Annotated in this window: 17 protein-coding genes; 9 read left to right on the top strand and 8 right to left on the bottom strand. The window is 61.9% G+C overall.

Features of this window, described 5'->3' with window-relative positions; genetic code table 11:
- Positions 1-32 precede the first annotated feature (32 nt).
- From AC515T_RS10290 to AC515T_RS10275, 4 genes are read left to right on the top strand one after another with little or no spacing between them, the layout of a single operon-like run.
- The gene (locus tag AC515T_RS10290) at positions 33-629 is read left to right on the top strand and encodes a paraquat-inducible protein A (protein WP_496532375.1); all 597 of its coding nucleotides are present in this window, start codon (positions 33-35) and stop codon (positions 627-629) included.
- Entirely contained in the window at positions 626-1285 is a 660-nt protein-coding gene (locus AC515T_RS10285) for a paraquat-inducible protein A (RefSeq protein WP_496532374.1), read from the top strand. Before AC515T_RS10290 ends, AC515T_RS10285 begins: the two co-directional genes overlap by 4 nt.
- The gene (locus tag AC515T_RS10280) at positions 1266-2924 is read left to right on the top strand and encodes a PqiB family protein (RefSeq protein ID WP_496532373.1); all 1659 of its coding nucleotides are present in this window, start codon (positions 1266-1268) and stop codon (positions 2922-2924) included. Before AC515T_RS10285 ends, AC515T_RS10280 begins: the two co-directional genes overlap by 20 nt.
- 17 nt (positions 2925-2941) lie before the next feature.
- Entirely contained in the window at positions 2942-3478 is a 537-nt protein-coding gene (locus AC515T_RS10275) for a PqiC family protein (RefSeq protein WP_496532372.1), read from the top strand.
- 95 nt (positions 3479-3573) lie between these two features.
- On the opposite strand, the gene AC515T_RS10270 is transcribed toward AC515T_RS10275, so the two are convergent.
- Positions 3574-4203, bottom strand: coding sequence for a glutathione S-transferase family protein (locus AC515T_RS10270; RefSeq protein ID WP_496532371.1), 630 nt, complete (start codon positions 4201-4203; stop codon positions 3574-3576).
- Positions 4204-4435: 232 nt separating this feature from the next.
- Here AC515T_RS10270 and AC515T_RS10265 point away from each other — a divergent pair, with 232 nt between their 5' ends.
- Entirely contained in the window at positions 4436-4948 is a 513-nt protein-coding gene (locus AC515T_RS10265; RefSeq protein WP_496532370.1) for a phage infection protein, read from the top strand.
- Between the two features lie 143 nt (positions 4949-5091).
- On the opposite strand, the gene AC515T_RS10260 is transcribed toward AC515T_RS10265, so the two are convergent.
- From AC515T_RS10260 to AC515T_RS10245, 4 genes are all read right to left on the bottom strand, one after another.
- Positions 5092-6186, bottom strand: coding sequence for a DUF1615 domain-containing protein (locus AC515T_RS10260; RefSeq protein ID WP_496532369.1), 1095 nt, complete (start codon positions 6184-6186; stop codon positions 5092-5094).
- A gap of 546 nt (positions 6187-6732) precedes the next feature.
- Positions 6733-7707 carry a porphobilinogen synthase gene (gene hemB / locus AC515T_RS10255; RefSeq protein WP_496532368.1) on the bottom strand — a complete coding sequence of 325 codons (975 nt, stop codon included), beginning with the start codon at positions 7705-7707 and terminating at the stop codon, positions 6733-6735.
- A 116-nt stretch (positions 7708-7823) separates the two neighbouring features.
- Positions 7824-8681 (bottom strand): PhzF family phenazine biosynthesis protein, encoded by an 858-nt coding sequence (locus AC515T_RS10250; RefSeq protein ID WP_496532367.1) that lies wholly within the window; start codon positions 8679-8681, stop codon positions 7824-7826.
- A complete protein-coding gene (locus tag AC515T_RS10245; RefSeq protein WP_496532366.1) occupies positions 8678-9376 on the bottom strand; it encodes a glutathione S-transferase family protein in 699 nt (232 codons plus the stop codon). The genes AC515T_RS10250 and AC515T_RS10245 overlap by 4 nt, the downstream gene beginning before the upstream one ends.
- A 306-nt stretch (positions 9377-9682) precedes the next feature.
- Here AC515T_RS10245 and AC515T_RS10240 point away from each other — a divergent pair, with 306 nt between their 5' ends.
- Positions 9683-10357, top strand: a complete 675-nt coding sequence (locus AC515T_RS10240) for a histidine phosphatase family protein (protein WP_496532365.1) — start codon at positions 9683-9685, stop codon at positions 10355-10357.
- Positions 10358-10581: 224 nt separating this feature from the next.
- Here AC515T_RS10240 and mnmH read toward each other — a convergent pair whose 3' ends face one another.
- Together mnmH and selD are read right to left on the bottom strand one after the other, a co-directional pair.
- Complete coding sequence (mnmH, locus tag AC515T_RS10235) at positions 10582-11685, bottom strand: tRNA 2-selenouridine(34) synthase MnmH (protein WP_496532364.1); 1104 nt, start codon at positions 11683-11685, stop codon at positions 10582-10584.
- The gene (gene selD, locus AC515T_RS10230; RefSeq protein WP_496532363.1) at positions 11685-12719 is read right to left on the bottom strand and encodes a selenide, water dikinase SelD; all 1035 of its coding nucleotides are present in this window, start codon (positions 12717-12719) and stop codon (positions 11685-11687) included. The genes mnmH and selD overlap by 1 nt, the downstream gene beginning before the upstream one ends.
- Positions 12720-13017: 298 nt before the next feature.
- Between selD and AC515T_RS10225 the strand changes: the two genes are divergently transcribed.
- The 3 genes from AC515T_RS10225 to AC515T_RS10215 all read left to right on the top strand — a co-directional run bounded on the left by AC515T_RS10225 (position 13018) and on the right by AC515T_RS10215 (position 15433).
- Positions 13018-13968, top strand: a complete 951-nt coding sequence (locus AC515T_RS10225) for a nucleoside-specific channel-forming protein Tsx (RefSeq protein ID WP_496532362.1) — start codon at positions 13018-13020, stop codon at positions 13966-13968.
- A gap of 46 nt (positions 13969-14014) precedes the next feature.
- A complete protein-coding gene (locus tag AC515T_RS10220) occupies positions 14015-15040 on the top strand; it encodes a purine-nucleoside phosphorylase (RefSeq protein ID WP_496532361.1) in 1026 nt (341 codons plus the stop codon).
- Between the two features lie 111 nt (positions 15041-15151).
- A complete protein-coding gene (locus tag AC515T_RS10215) occupies positions 15152-15433 on the top strand; it encodes a hypothetical protein (protein ID WP_305470439.1) in 282 nt (93 codons plus the stop codon).
- 5 nt (positions 15434-15438) lie between these two features.
- Here the strand turns inward: AC515T_RS10215 and AC515T_RS10210 are convergent, their stop codons facing one another.
- Entirely contained in the window at positions 15439-15891 is a 453-nt protein-coding gene (locus tag AC515T_RS10210) for a DMT family transporter (RefSeq protein ID WP_496532360.1), read from the bottom strand.
- Position 15892 lies beyond the last annotated feature (1 nt).

The following is a 15892-nucleotide window of genomic DNA, read 5'->3' as shown; positions in this document are numbered from 1 at the left end:
ATATTGAAGGGGTTGTTCCTGCGAGCATCCTGATGGCCGCCACCGACCGACTGATCATTTGTGAACATTGCGATGCGGTGTACGAGCCGGTTGTGCTCGCCCCGCATCAAAAAGCCACGTGCGTGCGCTGTCACGCGGTGATCCAGCGCTACAACGGCCTGACCATCGAACAGCGTCTGGCCCTGAGCGTGACCGCTGCGGTGCTATGGGCTTTCGCCAACCTCTACCCGGTGATGAGCATTCGCCTCCAAGGCTTGAGCAACAGCGCGACGTTGTGGGATTCCATCGTGGCGCTGAGCCAGGGCCCCATCACCTTCATCGCCCTGGTGACAGCGGTGGCGATCATCATTGCACCGGCCTTCCAACTGGCGCTGCTGCTCTGGGTGCTGGGCCATGCCTACCTCCGGCGACGGGCACCAGGGTTCAGCCTGTGCATGCGCAGCCTGGAAACCCTGCGGCCCTGGAGCATGCTGGAGGTTTGCCTGCTGGGCGCGCTGGTAGCGGTGATCAAGCTCGCCGGCCTGCTGGACGTACTCCCAGGCATCGGCCTGTTCGCGCTGGCGGCCCTGAGCCTGCTGATGATTCGCATTGCCGGACGCGATGTCCGCGACTTGTGGGACAGCCTATGAACAGCCAGCCGCTGGACACCCCGCCAGACGCCCGCGACTTGAACCTGTGCCTGTGCCACAGTTGCGGCCTGGCCTGCGACATGAACGACGAACCCCAAGCCTGCCCGCGTTGCGACGCCGCCCTGCACCGACGCAAACCCGACGCCATCACCCGCACCTGGGCCTACATGCTCGCGGCGCTGGTGTTCTACATCCCGGCCAACCTGCTTCCGGTCATGAATACCCAGATGCTCGGCGAAGGCGCCGACAGCACCATCATCAGCGGAGTCATCGAGTTCTGGCAAAGCGGCGCCTGGGACATCGCCCTGATCATCTTCATCGCCAGCATCGCGGTGCCCGGCATCAAGTTCGTGGTCCTGACCCTGCTGCTGGTGACCGCACAGCGGCGCAGCACCTGGGCCCAGGTCCAGCGGGCGAAGCTGTACCGGCTGGTGGAAGTCATCGGCTACTGGTCGATGCTCGATGTGCTGGTGGTGGCCCTGGTGGCCGCCCTGGTCAAGTTCCAGGCACTGAGCGATATCGAACCGCGACCGGGGATCCTGTTCTTCGGCCTCGTGGTGCTGTTCACCATGCTGTCGGCCATGAGTTTCGACCCCCGGCTGATCTGGGACACTCAACCATCCGAGGAGGTCATGGATGAAGTCGCAAGCCACTGACGGGCAACAACCCGCACCCGGCCGGGCCCACGTCACCACCCGCCGCTGGACGGTGTCGCTGGTGTGGATCGTGCCGATCATCGCAGTGCTGGTGGGTATTTCCCTGGTGGTCCACAACTGGCTGCAGGAAGGCCCGACCATTACCATCACCTTCAAGACCGGCCAGGGCCTGACCGCCAACAAGACCCAGGTGAAATACCGCAACGTGGTCATCGGCCAGGTCACCGACGTGCAACTGAGCAACGACCAGAAGAATGTCACCGCCACGGTCAAGCTCGCCAAGACCGCCGACACCTTCACTCACGAAGACTCGGTGTTCTGGGTCGTCCGGCCGCGCATCGGGGCCGGCGGGATCTCGGGGATCGACACGCTGCTGTCCGGTGACTTCATCGGCGCCGACGCCGGCCAGTCGAAAGTGCGCGCCAAATCCTTCACCGGCCTGGAAAACCCGCCCCCCATTACTTACGGCGAACCAGGCAAACGCTTCACCCTGCACTCCCAGGACCTCGGCTCGCTGGACATCGGCTCGCCGGTGTACCTGCGCAAGATCCCGGTGGGCCAGGTGGTGTCCTACGCCCTGGACGCCGATGGCAAAGGCGTCAACATCGACGTGTTCGTCAACGCGCCCAACGATGTGTATGTCACTGAAAACACCCGGTTCTGGAACGTCAGCGGCGTGGACGTGAACGTCGGTGCCAACGGTTTCGCCGTCAAGACCGAATCGCTCTCGGCCTTGCTGCTGGGCGGTATCGCGTTCCGGGCGCCGGAATACAACCCCAACGACACCGTTGCCAGCGAAGACAAGACTTTCGAACTGTTTGCCGACCAGCAGAGCGCCCTCGCCCCGCCCGATGGCAAAGGGCAATACCTGGCCCTGCGTTTTGACCAGGCCCTGCGCGGGTTGCGCGTCGGTGCGCCAGTAGAGTTCCTCGGCGTGGAAGTCGGCAGGGTGGTGGCCATCAACCTGGATTTCGATGAGAAGCAACGCAGCTTTCCGGTCAACGTCGGCGTGGTGATCTACCCTCAGCGCCTGGGCAAGGCCCATGAAAAACTGCTCAAGTCTCTCAACCACGACCCCGAAGACGAAGCCGCTGGCGCCCGCCTGATCGGCAGCTTCGTCGAGCGCGGCCTGCGCGCCCAGGCCCGCAGCGGCAACCTGCTGACAGGGCAGTTGTACATCTCGCTGGACTTCTACCCCAAGGCTGAAAAAGTGGCCTTCGACCCCAGCGCCCGCCCCGTGCGTATACCGACCCTCCCGGGCAGCCTCCAGCAATTGCAGGAACAACTGCAGACGATGGTCGAGCGGATCAACAAACTGCCGCTGGAAAGTATCGCCGGCAACCTGGATGGCAATCTGGTGGAGCTGCGCAAAGGCTTGGCTCAGTTCAACAGCAAGACCCTGCCAGGCGTGCAAAGTACCTTGCAGGACGTCAGCAAGACGCTGCAATCGGCCAACTCGACCCTGGCCGAAGATTCACCGCAGCGCGAACAACTGACCCAGACCCTGGACGACCTGGGACGCATGTCGCGCTCGCTGCGCGAGCTGTCGGACTACCTGAGCCGCCACCCCGAATCGCTGCTTCGCGGTCGTCCCAAGGACGCACCGGCAGAGAACCTCAGATTGCCGGTGAAAGAATGAACACAGGAGCCCGTCCCATGCCACTGACGCTGAAACTCACCCTGGTTGCCGTGGCGCTGCTGCTCGGTGCCTGTCGCAGCGATCCGATCCACTACCACACCCTGAGCCCGGTTCAGCCGACGGGCCAGTCACGTGCCGGCGCGGACATCCAGATCGAACAGGTGAGCGTCCCACCCCAGGTGGATCGCACCCAGATGGTCATTCGCCAGGGCAACAGTGGGTTGGCGATCCTGGAAACCGAATGGTGGGGCGCCAGCCTGGCAGATGAACTGCACAGCAGCCTGGACGAACAACTGAGCAACCCTGGCGCGCCGAAATCATCGCTGCGGGTGGACGTGCAGCGCTTTGACTCGATCCCCGGCCGCTATGCCCGCATGGACGTGCAATGGCGACTGCGCGACCTGAGTGGCGACGCCCGCCCCCTCACCTGTCGCAGCAGCCTGCAAACGCCGGCGGGGGCCAGTATCGACGAACTGGTGGCGGCGCATCAGCAGAACGTCCGGCAGTTTGTCGGCCTGGTCGAGCAAGCGGCTGTACGCAAGGCGTGTCCTTGACCTGTAGGAACTGCCGAAGGCTGCGATCTTTTGATCTTTCGCTTGAGATTCCAGCGTCAGCGCAAAGATCGCAGCCTCGCTTCGCTCGACAGCTCCTACAAAGGCCAATGCAACGACAGCACCGGTGCAACGCGCGGATGGCGGTCAATACGTTCCAACAATCCGTAAAACTCCGGACGGGCGTTCAGCATGGCCTCCCGCGTGTTTCTCCACTTCGTGATCACCGCCGCCAGGATATCCAGCGCCCCCGGCTCGGCACCGCCTAGAAACGGTTGGGCCGGGAACTGGTCGGCAAACAGCGCCCAGTTGCGGTACAGCCGTTGCTGGGTGCCCGATACCAAGCGTTGCCGAGTCGCTTCGTCCGCATCGTCCAGCCAGCGTTCTGGAAAATCGATGATGCCGATGGGCGTGTAGCAATTGGCCGCGATATAGACCAGCCCCCTGATGGCTTGCGCACGTTGGGCTGCGTCGTCGGGGAGCAGCTTCGAGGCGGGAAAGGTCAGCCCGAGGTGAATCAGGATCGCCGCCGCTTCGGTCAGCACCGAGCCGTCCGGCAACTGCAAGGTCGGAACCTGTTTCTGCGGGTTGAGCGCCTCGAGGGCTTTCGCTGCGTCACTGTCCTCTGTCGAATAGGCATCGACCCGCCGATAGGCCACATCGCAAAGATCCAGGGCAATCTCCACCGCTGCGGAGCCGGACTGCCTGTAACCGAATAACTGATACATGAACTTGCCTCCTGCCTGTGGGTTACCCGGTAGAGCCCACAAACCTGGCAGTGTTCCTCCCGGGGGACGACGCGCACACCGGGGGCAACCTCGCGGGATCAACCGACATCGATGCAACCAACGAGCTATCACTGCCATCGATGTTCACCATCATGCCAATGAAGTTCTCTTGATGATCGCCCGGGACAACAATGGCCCCACACAAACAACTGCACCCCCGGAGCACACCATCATGAAACGCCAAGTCATCCTCAGCCTCGCTTTCTCCGTACTGGCCGCCAACGTATTTGCCGCCTCCTCGCAGCCCGTCGTCGCCGAAGGCGGTTCTGATCGCCTGATCGAAAACCGTGTCGCTGAAGGCGGTGCCGATCGCCTGCTGGAACGTCGCGTCACCGAAGGTGGCTCTGACCGTCTGATTGAAAACCGCGTCGCTGAAGGTGGCTCCGATCGTCTGCTGGAACGCCGTGTTGCCGAAGGTGGCTCTGACCGCCTGATCGAAAACCGCGTCGCTGAAGGTGGCTCCGATCGTCTGCTGGAACGCCGTGTTGCCGAAGGTGGCTCTGATCGCCTGATCGAAAACCGCGTCGCTGAAGGTGGCTCCGATCGTCTGCTGGAACGCCGTGTTGCCGAAGGTGGCTCTGACCGCCTGATCGAAAACCGTGTCGCTGAAGGTGGCTCTGATCGCCTGCTGGAACGCCGTGTTGCCGAAGGTGGCTCTGATCGCCTGATCGAAAACCACGCATGAGTGGATTGACCGCAACAATTGATCGGCAACACCCTCTGTGGCGAAGGAGCTTACTCCCGCTCGGGCGCGCAGCGACCGCCCCCACCCCGCCACCCTGAAAGCCCGGCCTCATCCGCCGGGCTTTTTCATCCCCCAACGCCTGGCTAGCGCCCCGCCGCCCGCGCCATGCAGCGCTGATAACGCTCATCCACACGCTTGGCAAACCACGCCGTGGTCAACTTGCGCGTGATCTTCGGGCTCTTGAGCACGATCCCCGGCAATACCGCCCGTGGCAGCGGCTTGCCCTCGGCCCGCTCAGCCAGTTCGAACACACGCTTGTAGAGCTTGCTGTCCTCGAACGCCAGGCTGTCGCCCTGCTCCAATTGATCACGAATGGTCGGGTTGCGCAGGCCCAACGACTTGCCCAGCGTGCGCACCGCCAGCTCCGTACTGCCCGGCATGATTGAATCGTGCGCGATCAGATCGCCATCCAGCGCCAGGGAAATGCCCGACGCCACACTCACCGCATGCTGGAAAGCCGCGTTGCGACTGGCGTACCACCCGGCATTGAAATCGGCGAAACGATACAACGGCTCGGTATAGCTCACCGGATAGCCCAGCAAATGCGCGATACCGAAGTACATCCCGCCACGGCGGCTGAACACTTCGCGACGAATCGAGCCATCCACCGTGTATGGATAATCCCGCGCATTGGCCTGGGCAAACGCGATGCTGACCTGCATCGGCCCACCGGTGTGCACCGGATTGAAACCGCCAAACAGGGTCTTGCCCAGCGGCACCATGCCGATGAAATCATCGAAAATCCCGCTCAGTTCTCTCTCACTGCGAGCCGCGTTGAGCCGATCGCTGTAGCTTTTGCCATTGGGCGAACGCACCTGGAGCGCGCCGCTGACCAACAGCTCCGGGATGTGCACCTTCGCCGCGCGGCGGTTGATTTCCTGACGGGCGATCTTGCCCAGCCCCGGCACCGGCGGGTCGGCCTGGAACGTCGACTCCTGCTCGGTCACCGCCAGGACTGCGCAGATATTCTGCGTCGTGGACGGAATCTGCTGGGCCGCGAAGGCCACGTAGATGTCAGTCGCCCAACCTTCGCGATCCGCCGTCTTGGCCGGCAACAGCTGCACAATCTGCTTCTTGACCTCAGCGGGCTGGCGCTCGGGCTCCTGGGCCTGACGGCTGCCGCAACCGGCCAGGGCCAGCAACGCCGCGAGGCTGATCATCAATCGGTTGAATTGCATGGTGCTCCATCGCTTCATTATTCCGGAGCAACCATACGATCAAAAGTGGATGCGGGCTATGCCCAATGTGGGAGCGAGCTTACTTGCGATGACGGCGGCACAAACACCACTGATGCAAGCTGATCCACCGCTTTCGCGAGCAAGCTCGCTCCCACAGGGGAATGGTGGTGTACCTGAATCTTCTGTCCAACCCAAAACCCCATGTGGGAGCGAGCTTGCTCGCGATGACGGCGGCATAGCCAACATTGATGCAAGCTGACCCACCGCTATCGCGAGCAGGCTCGCTCCCACAGGGGAATGGTGGTGTACCTGAATCTTCTGTCCAACCCAAAACCCCATGTGGGAGCGAGCTTGCTCGCGATGACGGCGGCATAGCCAACATTGATGCAAGCTGACCCACCGCTATCGCGAGCAGGCTCGCTCCCACAGGGGAATGGTGGTGAACCTGAATCTTCTGTCCAACCCAAAACCCCATGTGGGAGCGAGTTTGCTCGCGATGACGGCGGCACAGGCAACATTATTGATGCAGGCAGAAGCAGCGCGAGATCAGATCCCGCTCAGCGCCAGGTCCATGGCGAAGTAGGTGAAGATCAGGTCTGCCCCTGCCCGCTTGATTGCGCCAAGGCTCTCGCGGACCACGCGGGCTTCGTCGATGGCGCCGGCCTGGGCGGCGAACTTGATCATCGCGTATTCGCCACTGACCTGATAGGCCGACAGCGGCAAGTTCGAAGCCTGACGAATGTCGCGGATGATATCGAGGTAGGCGCCGGCCGGCTTGACCATCAGCGCATCGGCACCTTCCTGCTCGTCGAGCAGCGATTCGCGCAGGGCTTCGCGGCGATTCATCGGGTTCATCTGGTAGCTCTTGCGGTCGCCTTTCAGCGCGCTGCCGCCAGCCTCGCGGAACGGCCCATAAAGCGCCGAGGCGAATTTGGTGGAATAGGCCATGATCGCCGTCTGGCTGAAACCGGCTTCATCCAAAGCCTTGCGGATCGCCTGGACCTGACCGTCCATGGCCGCCGATGGCGCGATTACATCGGCACCGGCGCGGGCCGCCGCCACGGCTTGCTTGCCCAAGTTGACCAAGGTCCGGTCGTTGTCCACCTCATCGCCGTGGAGCACGCCGCAGTGACCATGGTCGGTGTATTCACAGAAGCAGGTGTCGGACATCACGATCATTTCCGGCACCGCGTCCTTGCAGATCCCGGCCATGCGTGACACCAGGCCGCGCTCGCTCCAGGTGTCGCTGCCATCGTCGTCCAGGTGATGGGACACTCCAAAGGTCATCACCGACTTGATGCCGGCACGGGCATAGCGCTCGATCTCACCGGCCAGCTTCGACTCAGGAATGCGCACCACGCCGGGCATGCTCTTGATCGGCACAAAATCATCGATTTCTTCTTCGACGAAAATCGGCAGCACCAGATCATTCAAGGTGAACTCGGTTTCTTGGAACAGGCTGCGCAGGCTTGCATTGCGACGCAGGCGGCGTGGACGGGCTTCGGGGTACTGGCTGGACATGGGACTCCTGGGCAAGAAAGGGTGCTCGATCACAGGGAGCAAAGCTTATGCCCTGGCCAGCCAGGGCACAAACGCCCGCTGGAAAACAGAGTGTTACCCGTCGGGTAATAATCGCCTCACAAGGTCAATGAGCCATTGATGCACGTCACGACGGCGCCACCAATCCAGACCTCTTCTCCCAACTGCTCGACATGAATGCGCCCGGCCCGGCCCATCGTCAGTCCCTGGCTGACCACGTAGGACGCAGGCGCCAGCCCTTTGCCCAGCATCCACTGGGCGAGCCCGGCGTTCAGGCTGCCGGTGGCCGGATCCTCGGGCATGCCATCACCGGCAATGAAGCCGCGCACTTCGAAGTGGGCCTCATCGCCATCCACGGCCTGATCCCAGGGCGCGATCACGCCCACGGCCAGATCCAGCAACTGAGGGTAATCGGGCTCAAGCGTCAGGACTTGCTGGCGATCCTTGAGCATCAACGCCAGCCAGCCGGCGCCGTTATCGACCCATTGCGCCTCGACAATCGCCTCCGCTGCGAGCCCCAGCCCCTTGCACACCCGCTCCAGCAGCTCGGCGGCCAGCGGACCGGACCTGAGCAAGGGCGGCGCGAGGAACGCCAACCCATGATCGCTGCGGCGAATCCTGACCAGGCCGACGCCACATTCCTGCACGATCTCCTGCCCTTTCGGCACGCCTCCGGCTTCCAGCCAGGCGTGACAACTGCCCAGGGTCGGATGTCCGGCAAATGGCAACTCGGTGGAAGTGGTGAAAATACGCACCCGGTAATCGGCTTCCGGGTGCCGCGGTGCCAACAGGAACGTGGTTTCGCTAAGGTTGGTCCAGTTGGCGAAAGCGGCCATGCGCGCCTCACTGAGCTCATCCGCTCCGAGCACCACCGCCAGCGGATTGCCCTTGAGCGGCACATCGCTGAACACATCCAGTTGCTTGTAGTCGAATCGACTGGTCGTCGGCTTGCTCATTCCGGGATCGTCAACCCACGGGCCACGGCCGGTCGCGCCAGGAAGCGCTCCAATACTCGCGTCACATTGGGGAAGTTCTGGATACCCACCAAATCACCGGCTTCATAAAAACCGATCAAGTTGCGCACCCAGGGAAACGTGGCGATATCGGCAATGGTGTAGCGCTCGCCCATGATCCAGTCCCGTCCTTGCAGACGACCCTCAAGCACCTTGAGCAGACGCTTGCTTTCCTCGACATAACGATCGCGTGGCCGCTTGTCCTCGTAGTCCTTGCCGGCGAACTTGTTGAAAAACCCCAACTGCCCGAACATCGGCCCGATCCCACCCATCTGGAACATCAGCCACTGGATCGTCTCGTAGCGCGCCGCCGACTCCTGAGCCAACAACTGTCCGCTCTTGTCCGCCAGATAAATCAGGATTGCCCCCGACTCGAACAACGCCAACGGCTGGTCTCCCGGCCCATGGGGATCGAGAATCGCCGGGATCTTGTTGTTGGGGTTCAGGGAAAGGAACTCGGGCGACAGCTGGTCGTTGCTGGCGAAGTCCACTTTGTGGGGCTCGTACGGCAGGCCGATCTCTTCCAGCATGATCGAGACCTTCACGCCGTTGGGGGTTGGCAGGGAGTAGAGCTGGAGCCACTCCGGGTATTGGGCGGGCCATTTTTGGGTGATGGGGTATGGGGTCAAGTCGGGCATGGGGTCGGCTCGGAAATGAAGGAAACCCCGAGGATAATCCAAGATGTAGGGGACCACATCACTGCCGGTCACAGAATTCACGTCGTCCTTTCTTAATTTCGCAACATCCTGTCGTTAACGTTCGTCCCATCTCCCGACGGAGATCGCTACAGTGCACCGGAATCGAACCAAAGCGCTCGAAGGGACTCTGAGCAATGCCTCCGAAGCATCAACGAGGCGTAACGACAGGGAAAACACCCGAAGCCAGCCGCTTCGCGGTGCCAGGGTTTGTCAGCCTGACTCAAGCGTGCTGAAGACTATTATTCGATGATGAACCCACTGAATTTCGCCCGACGCTTCAAACACCGTTCGTGGCTGATGCTGCCGACGCTGCTTGTGGTCTGTGGCCTGGTGCTGTCGCTGGAGTCCAGTGTCAGCCGCGCCCAGCCAGCCGACGGTGTACAGACCCTGGTGTTCCTGCGCCACGCCGAGAAACCCGCCGGCGGCCTGGGCCAACTCAACTGCCAGGGCCTCAATCGCGCCATCGACCTGGCCACCTTGCTGCCGGAAAAATTCGGCAAGGCCGACTATGTGTTCGCGGCCAACCCTACCCGCAATGTCGAAGAGGGTGAGCTGGACAACTCCTACAGTTATATTCGCCCGCTGATGACCATCAGTCCCAGCGCCATCAAGCTCGGGTTGCCGGTGAACATCAATTTTTCAGCCAACGACACCAGCGACCTGGCGGACGAATTGCTGCACGACAAGTACCACAACTCCACCATCTATACCGCCTGGTCCCATGGCTACCTGCCGGAGCTGATCAACAAGGTCGCCGGTGAGGCCATGGGCAAGAAGCAGACCATTACCGACGACTGGGCGTCCGGGGACTTCGATTCGCTGTATGTGCTGACCCTGACCTGGCACAACGGCAAGGCCAGCCTCACCAGCCAGAGCTACAAGCAAGGTTTGGACAATGGTCAGGAAACCTGTCCGACCTGATCAGTCGCCACGTCCCTTTGTGGGAGCGAGCTTGCTCGCGATGGCAATCTTCAATTCAGCACAGGCTGCTCAGCCCAACGCTTGAGCCTCAAACCAACCCAATCCCCTGTGGCGAGGGAGCAAGTTCCCTCGCCACAGGGGATTGGGTTGTCTGGGCTGACGCTATCGCGAGCAAGCTCGCTCCCACAGGGGTAGCAGTTTAAGGCTGGCCTGAACCTGCAAGCTCACCCTCCCCGGGCCGCTCGCTCGCGCAAATACTCCAGCACCGCCGCCTGCTCCCCCGAGAACTCGATTCGCAAGCCCTTCTTTTCCCGCTGGAACACGTACATCGGGTCGTAATACTCACGCAACAAGCCTTCGATCCAACCGCGATGCACGTCGACGGCGCCGCTATGGGCCTGCTCGGCCAGGGCGGTTTCCAGGATGTCCTTCAAGCGCCGGTGACGGTCGCCACCCAGGCGTTTGTGGATGTTGTCCAGGCTTGCCAGCAATCGCTCGGAAAACAGCGAGAAACCCTCGTCGCCATGTACCGCGACAAATTCCGCACACAGGTCGATGACGTAATCCTGCAGGATCCGCTCGACCCGGCACTCCAGGCTGTCTTCCAGCCAGACCATCGGAACCTGCTGCATGCGCTGGTACAAGGACAGCGGCAAGGCGCAACTACCGACCGCACGGCTCTCATCTTCCAGCACAAACTGTTCGATGCCGGCGGCGCGTTTTTTCAGCACGTCCACGGCCAGGCGGTTTTCAAAATCAATGTTGGAAGGCTGGCCGGTGGCGCGTTTGCCGAAGCTCGAACCGCGATGGTTGGCATACCCTTCCAGGTCCAGGCTGTTGCTCAACTGGCCCAGCGCTTCGGTCTTGCCGGTACCGGTCATGCCGCCCAGCAGCACCAGATCGCACTGGGCGACCGCCTGTTCGACGGTGTCCAGCAAGAACGTGCGCATGGCCTTGTAGCCACCGCCGACCCGAGGGTAATCGATGCCCGCTTCGTCCTGGAGCCATTGCTGGACGATTTGCGAGCGCAAACCGCCGCGAAAGCAATACAGCAGACCGTCGGGATGGGCCTTGGCGAACGCCGCCCAAGCCTGGATGCGCTGGGCCTTGGTCTCGCCGGACACCAATTGATGCCCCAGGACGATGGCGGCCTGCTGCCCCTGCTGCTTGTAGCAGGTGCCGATACGTTGCCGTTCGTTGTCGGTCATCAACGGCAAATTGACCACGCCGGGGAAAGCGCCCTTGATGAATTCGACCGGGGCGCGCGTGTCCATCATCGGTCGGTCATTGAGGAAGATGTCGCGGTAATCGGTAATGTCATGACTCATCAAGACACCTCGACCGCGTAACCCTGTCGCTCGACCAACTCGCCGATGGGCTCCAGCGCAAGGCCGAGTTCGGCGGCCACCCGCAGGAACTCGTCCTCGCCTTCGGCGGTAACGGCAATCAGCAGGCCGCCGCTGGTCTGCGGGTCGCACAGCACTCGCTTGTGCAGCTCCTGGACCCGACCGACCTTGCTGGCGTAGCTGTCGTAGTTGCGCAGCGTACCGCCCGGCACACAGCCCAGGTCGAGGTAGTATTCGACGCCCGGCAGACGCGGCACCGCGTCATAGCGGATGCGCGCGGTCAACTGGCTGCCGTCAGCCATTTCCACCAGGTGCCCAAGCAGGCCGAAACCAGTGACGTCGGTCATCGCGGTCACGCCGTCGAGCTTGCCGAAGCGGCTGCCGGGTTTGTTGAGGGTGCACATCCAGTCTCGGGCCAGGCCCACATCGGCGGCGCGCAGCTTGCCCTTCTTCTCCGCCGTGGTGAGGATGCCGATGCCCAGGGGCTTGGTCAGGTACAAGCGGCAACCGGCGGTGGCCGTGTCATTGCGTTTCATATGGCGCTTTTGCACCACGCCCGTGACCGCCAGGCCGAAGATCGGCTCAGGCGCGTCGATCGAATGCCCGCCAGCCAGGGGAATACCGGCCTCATCACACACGGAACGACCACCGCGAATCACTTCCCGGGCGATTTCCGGGGCCAATACGTTGACCGGCCAGCCGAGGATCGCGATGGCCATCAGCGGATCACCGCCCATGGCGTAGATGTCGCTGATGGCATTGGTGGCGGCGATACGACCGAAATCGAAGGGATCGTCGACAATCGGCATGAAAAAATCGGTGGTCGAGACCACCCCGCGCTCCTCGTCGATGGCATACACCGCAGCGTCGTCGCGGGAAGCATTGCCGACCCACAGCTTGGGATCGAGGTTCTGCGCACCACTGCCGGCCAGAATCACTTCCAGCACCTGGGGCGAAATCTTGCAGCCGCAACCGGCGCCGTGGCTGTACTGGGTCAGGCGAATCGGCTCGCTCATGGGCATACCTCTGGTCAGTCAAGGGGGTCGATTCTAACAGCAACGCCACCGCCTCAGTGCCGTGCCGAGCATTCGCCCGTGCAACACGTTGGTGCCACTTGAGGCGATTGTGAAGCATCTGGCGCACCCAGCCTGACCAGAAGGACAGGAAAACCGTTTCAACTCCATGCTTTTAAAGCCATTGCGAAAAATTGGTATGAGATGTGCAAACGTTTGCGCAATCGATCGCCGCTAGCGGATCGACGGTTTTTTTCAATCACGGAACACGGGCTTCGGCCCGCACGAACAAGGACTTTCCATGCTCTTCACTTCCCGGTGTCGCGCCACGCCCGGCCTATTGGCAGCCACCCTGCTACTGACCGCCGTTACCGGACTACTCAGCGCCACGACCCAAGCCCAACCCACCGAGGTGTCCGCCCAAGGCGAAGCCCTCAGTCCTGAGGCCGCCCCTTCGAAAAAGGGCGCCTACCTGTCGGACTGGTACAACCAGGACCTCACGCTCATCGGCAGCAAGGACATCAGCTTCGGCCCGCAACCGGTCGACGATATCTACCTGGAATATGAATACTTCGGACGCAAGGGGCCCTTCGAGCTCTATGGCTACGTCGACATTCCGAAGATTTTCAACATTGGCAACAGCCACGACAAGGGCGTGTGGGACCACGGCTCCCCCGTGTTCATGGAACACGAACCGCGGATTTCCATCGACTACCTGGCCGGCCGCAGCCTGGCCATCGGGCCGTTCAAGGAATGGTATGTGGCGTTCGACTGGATCTACGACCACGGCAGCAACAGTGCCAATCGCGCGAACACCTTGTACAGCGGCCTGGGCACTGACATCGACACGCACTCGAGGGTTAATCTGTCGGCGAACTTCTATGGCCGTTATCAATGGGAAAACTATGGCGCTAGCAATGAATATTCCTGGGACGGCTACCGCGCCCAACTCAAGTACATCGTGCCAATCAGCCAGTTCAGCAATGGTGCTTCGCTGACGTACATTGGCTTCACCAACTTCGACTTCGGCTCGGACCTGCACAACGACAACCCCGCCCGCACCGCCAACGCCACGGTCTCCACCAATGTCTTGCTGTACGCGTTCACCCACGTGCGTTTCACTCTGGTGGGCCGCTACTTCCACAACGGCGGCAACTGGCAGGACGGCAGCGAACTCAACTTTGGCGATGGCAACTTCCGCGCCCGCTCCGATGGGTGGGGGTACTACGCTGGAATTGGCTATCAGTTCTGAGCAAACCGTAGCAGCACCCTTTCGAATCCATGGAGGTCACGAACACATGATCAATCGCCTGTTTGCTTCAATCGGCCTGGCCAGTACCGCTCTCTTCGCGACAACCGCCGGGGCCGCGCCGCCGCTTCAACCCAAAGTGGTGTTGATCACGATGTTCGCCCCCGAGGCGCAGAACTGGATCGAACGATTGCAGCTCAAGGAGGAAATCCGTGTGCCGGGGCTGTCGGCCGAGTACCCGACGATCCGCTGCAATGCCGAACGGGTCTGCCTGCTGATCACCGGCATGGGCCAGACCAACGCGGCGGCTTCGACCCTGGCCCTGGCGCTCTCGCCAACCGTCGATCTGCGCAAGAGCTATTTCCTGGTGGCCGGGATCGCCGGCATCAACCCGCACCACGGCACGCTCGGCACAACCGCCTGGGCCCATTACCTGGTGGAGTTCGGCACCCAATGGGAGCTGGATTCGCGGGATGTGCCCAAGGATTGGCCCACCGGCTACCTGGGCATCAACACCAAGGGGCCGAACGAAAAGCCGCCGCTGGACTACAAGACCGAAGTCTTCGAACTCAACCCGGCCCTGCAAGCCAAGGCCTTTGCTCTCAGCCAGAAAGTGACCTTGGCTGAAAGCAAGGAATCAGCCGCCTGGCGCTTGAAATACCCCTACGCACCGGCCAACCAACCGCCGGTGGTGACCCGCTGTGACACCCTGGCGGGCAATACCTGGTTCTCCGGCACGCGCCTGAGCGAACGCGCCGAAGTCTGGACCCGCCTGCTCACCGACAACAAAGGCGTCTACTGCACCACCCAACAGGAAGACAACTCGACTTACGAAGCCTTGCTACGGGCCAGCCGCGAAGGTCGGGTGGACATCAACCGGCTGGCCGTGCTGCGGGCCGGGTCCGACTTCGACCGTCCCGAGCCCGGAGGCAATGAAGTGGACAACCTGCTCAAGTACGCCGACCAGGGCGCGTTCGTCCCGGCCCTGGAAAACCTGTTCCGCACCGGCAACCCGCTGGTGCAGGACATCGTGAAAAACTGGTCGGTGTGGAAAAACGGGGTGCCGGGCCTTTGATCTGTCGGGGCTCGGATGGCGGGGGCGCTAATCTCCAGTGTTCACCCGATGGAATTTTCCATTCCTGGCAGGATCACTTGAACATCCACCGAGCGCCCCAGGAGACCGCCGATGCACATGCCCCTTGCTGCCGACAGCACTCACTTCTATTACGGCCTGGACTCGCTGCTTGGGCACCAGACCCAAAGTGCCACTTGCCAATTCGACGTCAAACGCTTCGACGACGCCGAACCGGCGTGGTATGTGCTGCACGTACGCCCACCGCTGCCGGACGACCTGGACAAAGCCCAGATCGTGGTGTTCAGCGCCGAAGGTCGGCAAATCAGTGGCATCGTCCGGAGCACCGAGCGCCTGGACGATGGCAGCCTGCGACTGAACGTCGAACCTAGCTGAGACCTTCAGGCCTGCCGTGCATTGCTGCGATACATGAACACCAGCGCCAAGGCCAGGCAGGTCATGGCCAGGATCCGGCTACCGGACAACTCGATGGCCGGGTTGCCCAGCCAGCCGAAGTTGTCGATCAACATGCCCATGCCCAATTGCCCGACGATCACCGCCACCGTCGCCACGCCAGCCCCCACCCGCGGCACCGCACCGACCATCACCATCATGTAGACAACGCCGAACAACGCACCGCTGAGCTGCCATTTCGGCACATCCAACAAGGTGACCGCGTGGGCCGGTTCGAAAAATACAATCAGCAGCCCGGTGGTCACCGTGCCCACCGTAAACGTCAGCAGGCTGCTGCGTAGCACACCGACCGTCTGGCCCAGGCGGCCGTTGATAGCCGCCTGCACACTCAGCACCGCACCCGCAGCGACAACCACCAGCAGTAAAATAAACAGACTCATA

The organism is Pseudomonas sp. FSO-7 (assembly GCF_059579345.1).
The sequence above is the reverse complement of the archived record's forward strand: the minus strand, read 5'-3'. Positions and strand labels throughout refer to the sequence as shown.

What these genes read in the sequence shown, in the direction of transcription:
- AC515T_RS10220 (WP_496532361.1), top strand. Translation starts at nt 14,015, where the DNA reads ATGATCAATCGCCTGTTTGCTTCAATCGGCCTGGCCAGTACCGCTCTC.
- AC515T_RS10225 (WP_496532362.1), top strand. Translation starts at nt 13,018, where the DNA reads ATGCTCTTCACTTCCCGGTGTCGCGCCACGCCCGGCCTATTGGCAGCC.
- AC515T_RS10290 (WP_496532375.1), top strand. Translation starts at nt 33, where the DNA reads ATGGCCGCCACCGACCGACTGATCATTTGTGAACATTGCGATGCGGTG.
- AC515T_RS10210 (WP_496532360.1), bottom strand. Translation starts at nt 15,891, where the DNA reads ATGAGTCTGTTTATTTTACTGCTGGTGGTTGTCGCTGCGGGTGCGGTG.
- selD (WP_496532363.1), bottom strand. Translation starts at nt 12,719, where the DNA reads ATGAGCGAGCCGATTCGCCTGACCCAGTACAGCCACGGCGCCGGTTGC.
- AC515T_RS10275 (WP_496532372.1), top strand. Translation starts at nt 2,942, where the DNA reads ATGCCACTGACGCTGAAACTCACCCTGGTTGCCGTGGCGCTGCTGCTC.
- AC515T_RS10240 (WP_496532365.1), top strand. Translation starts at nt 9,683, where the DNA reads ATGATGAACCCACTGAATTTCGCCCGACGCTTCAAACACCGTTCGTGG.
- AC515T_RS10285 (WP_496532374.1), top strand. Translation starts at nt 626, where the DNA reads ATGAACAGCCAGCCGCTGGACACCCCGCCAGACGCCCGCGACTTGAAC.
- hemB (WP_496532368.1), bottom strand. Translation starts at nt 7,707, where the DNA reads ATGTCCAGCCAGTACCCCGAAGCCCGTCCACGCCGCCTGCGTCGCAAT.
- AC515T_RS10260 (WP_496532369.1), bottom strand. Translation starts at nt 6,186, where the DNA reads ATGCAATTCAACCGATTGATGATCAGCCTCGCGGCGTTGCTGGCCCTG.
- AC515T_RS10265 (WP_496532370.1), top strand. Translation starts at nt 4,436, where the DNA reads ATGAAACGCCAAGTCATCCTCAGCCTCGCTTTCTCCGTACTGGCCGCC.
- AC515T_RS10245 (WP_496532366.1), bottom strand. Translation starts at nt 9,376, where the DNA reads ATGCCCGACTTGACCCCATACCCCATCACCCAAAAATGGCCCGCCCAA.
- mnmH (WP_496532364.1), bottom strand. Translation starts at nt 11,685, where the DNA reads ATGAGTCATGACATTACCGATTACCGCGACATCTTCCTCAATGACCGA.
- AC515T_RS10250 (WP_496532367.1), bottom strand. Translation starts at nt 8,681, where the DNA reads ATGAGCAAGCCGACGACCAGTCGATTCGACTACAAGCAACTGGATGTG.
- AC515T_RS10280 (WP_496532373.1), top strand. Translation starts at nt 1,266, where the DNA reads ATGAAGTCGCAAGCCACTGACGGGCAACAACCCGCACCCGGCCGGGCC.
- AC515T_RS10270 (WP_496532371.1), bottom strand. Translation starts at nt 4,203, where the DNA reads ATGTATCAGTTATTCGGTTACAGGCAGTCCGGCTCCGCAGCGGTGGAG.
- AC515T_RS10215 (WP_305470439.1), top strand. Translation starts at nt 15,152, where the DNA reads ATGCACATGCCCCTTGCTGCCGACAGCACTCACTTCTATTACGGCCTG.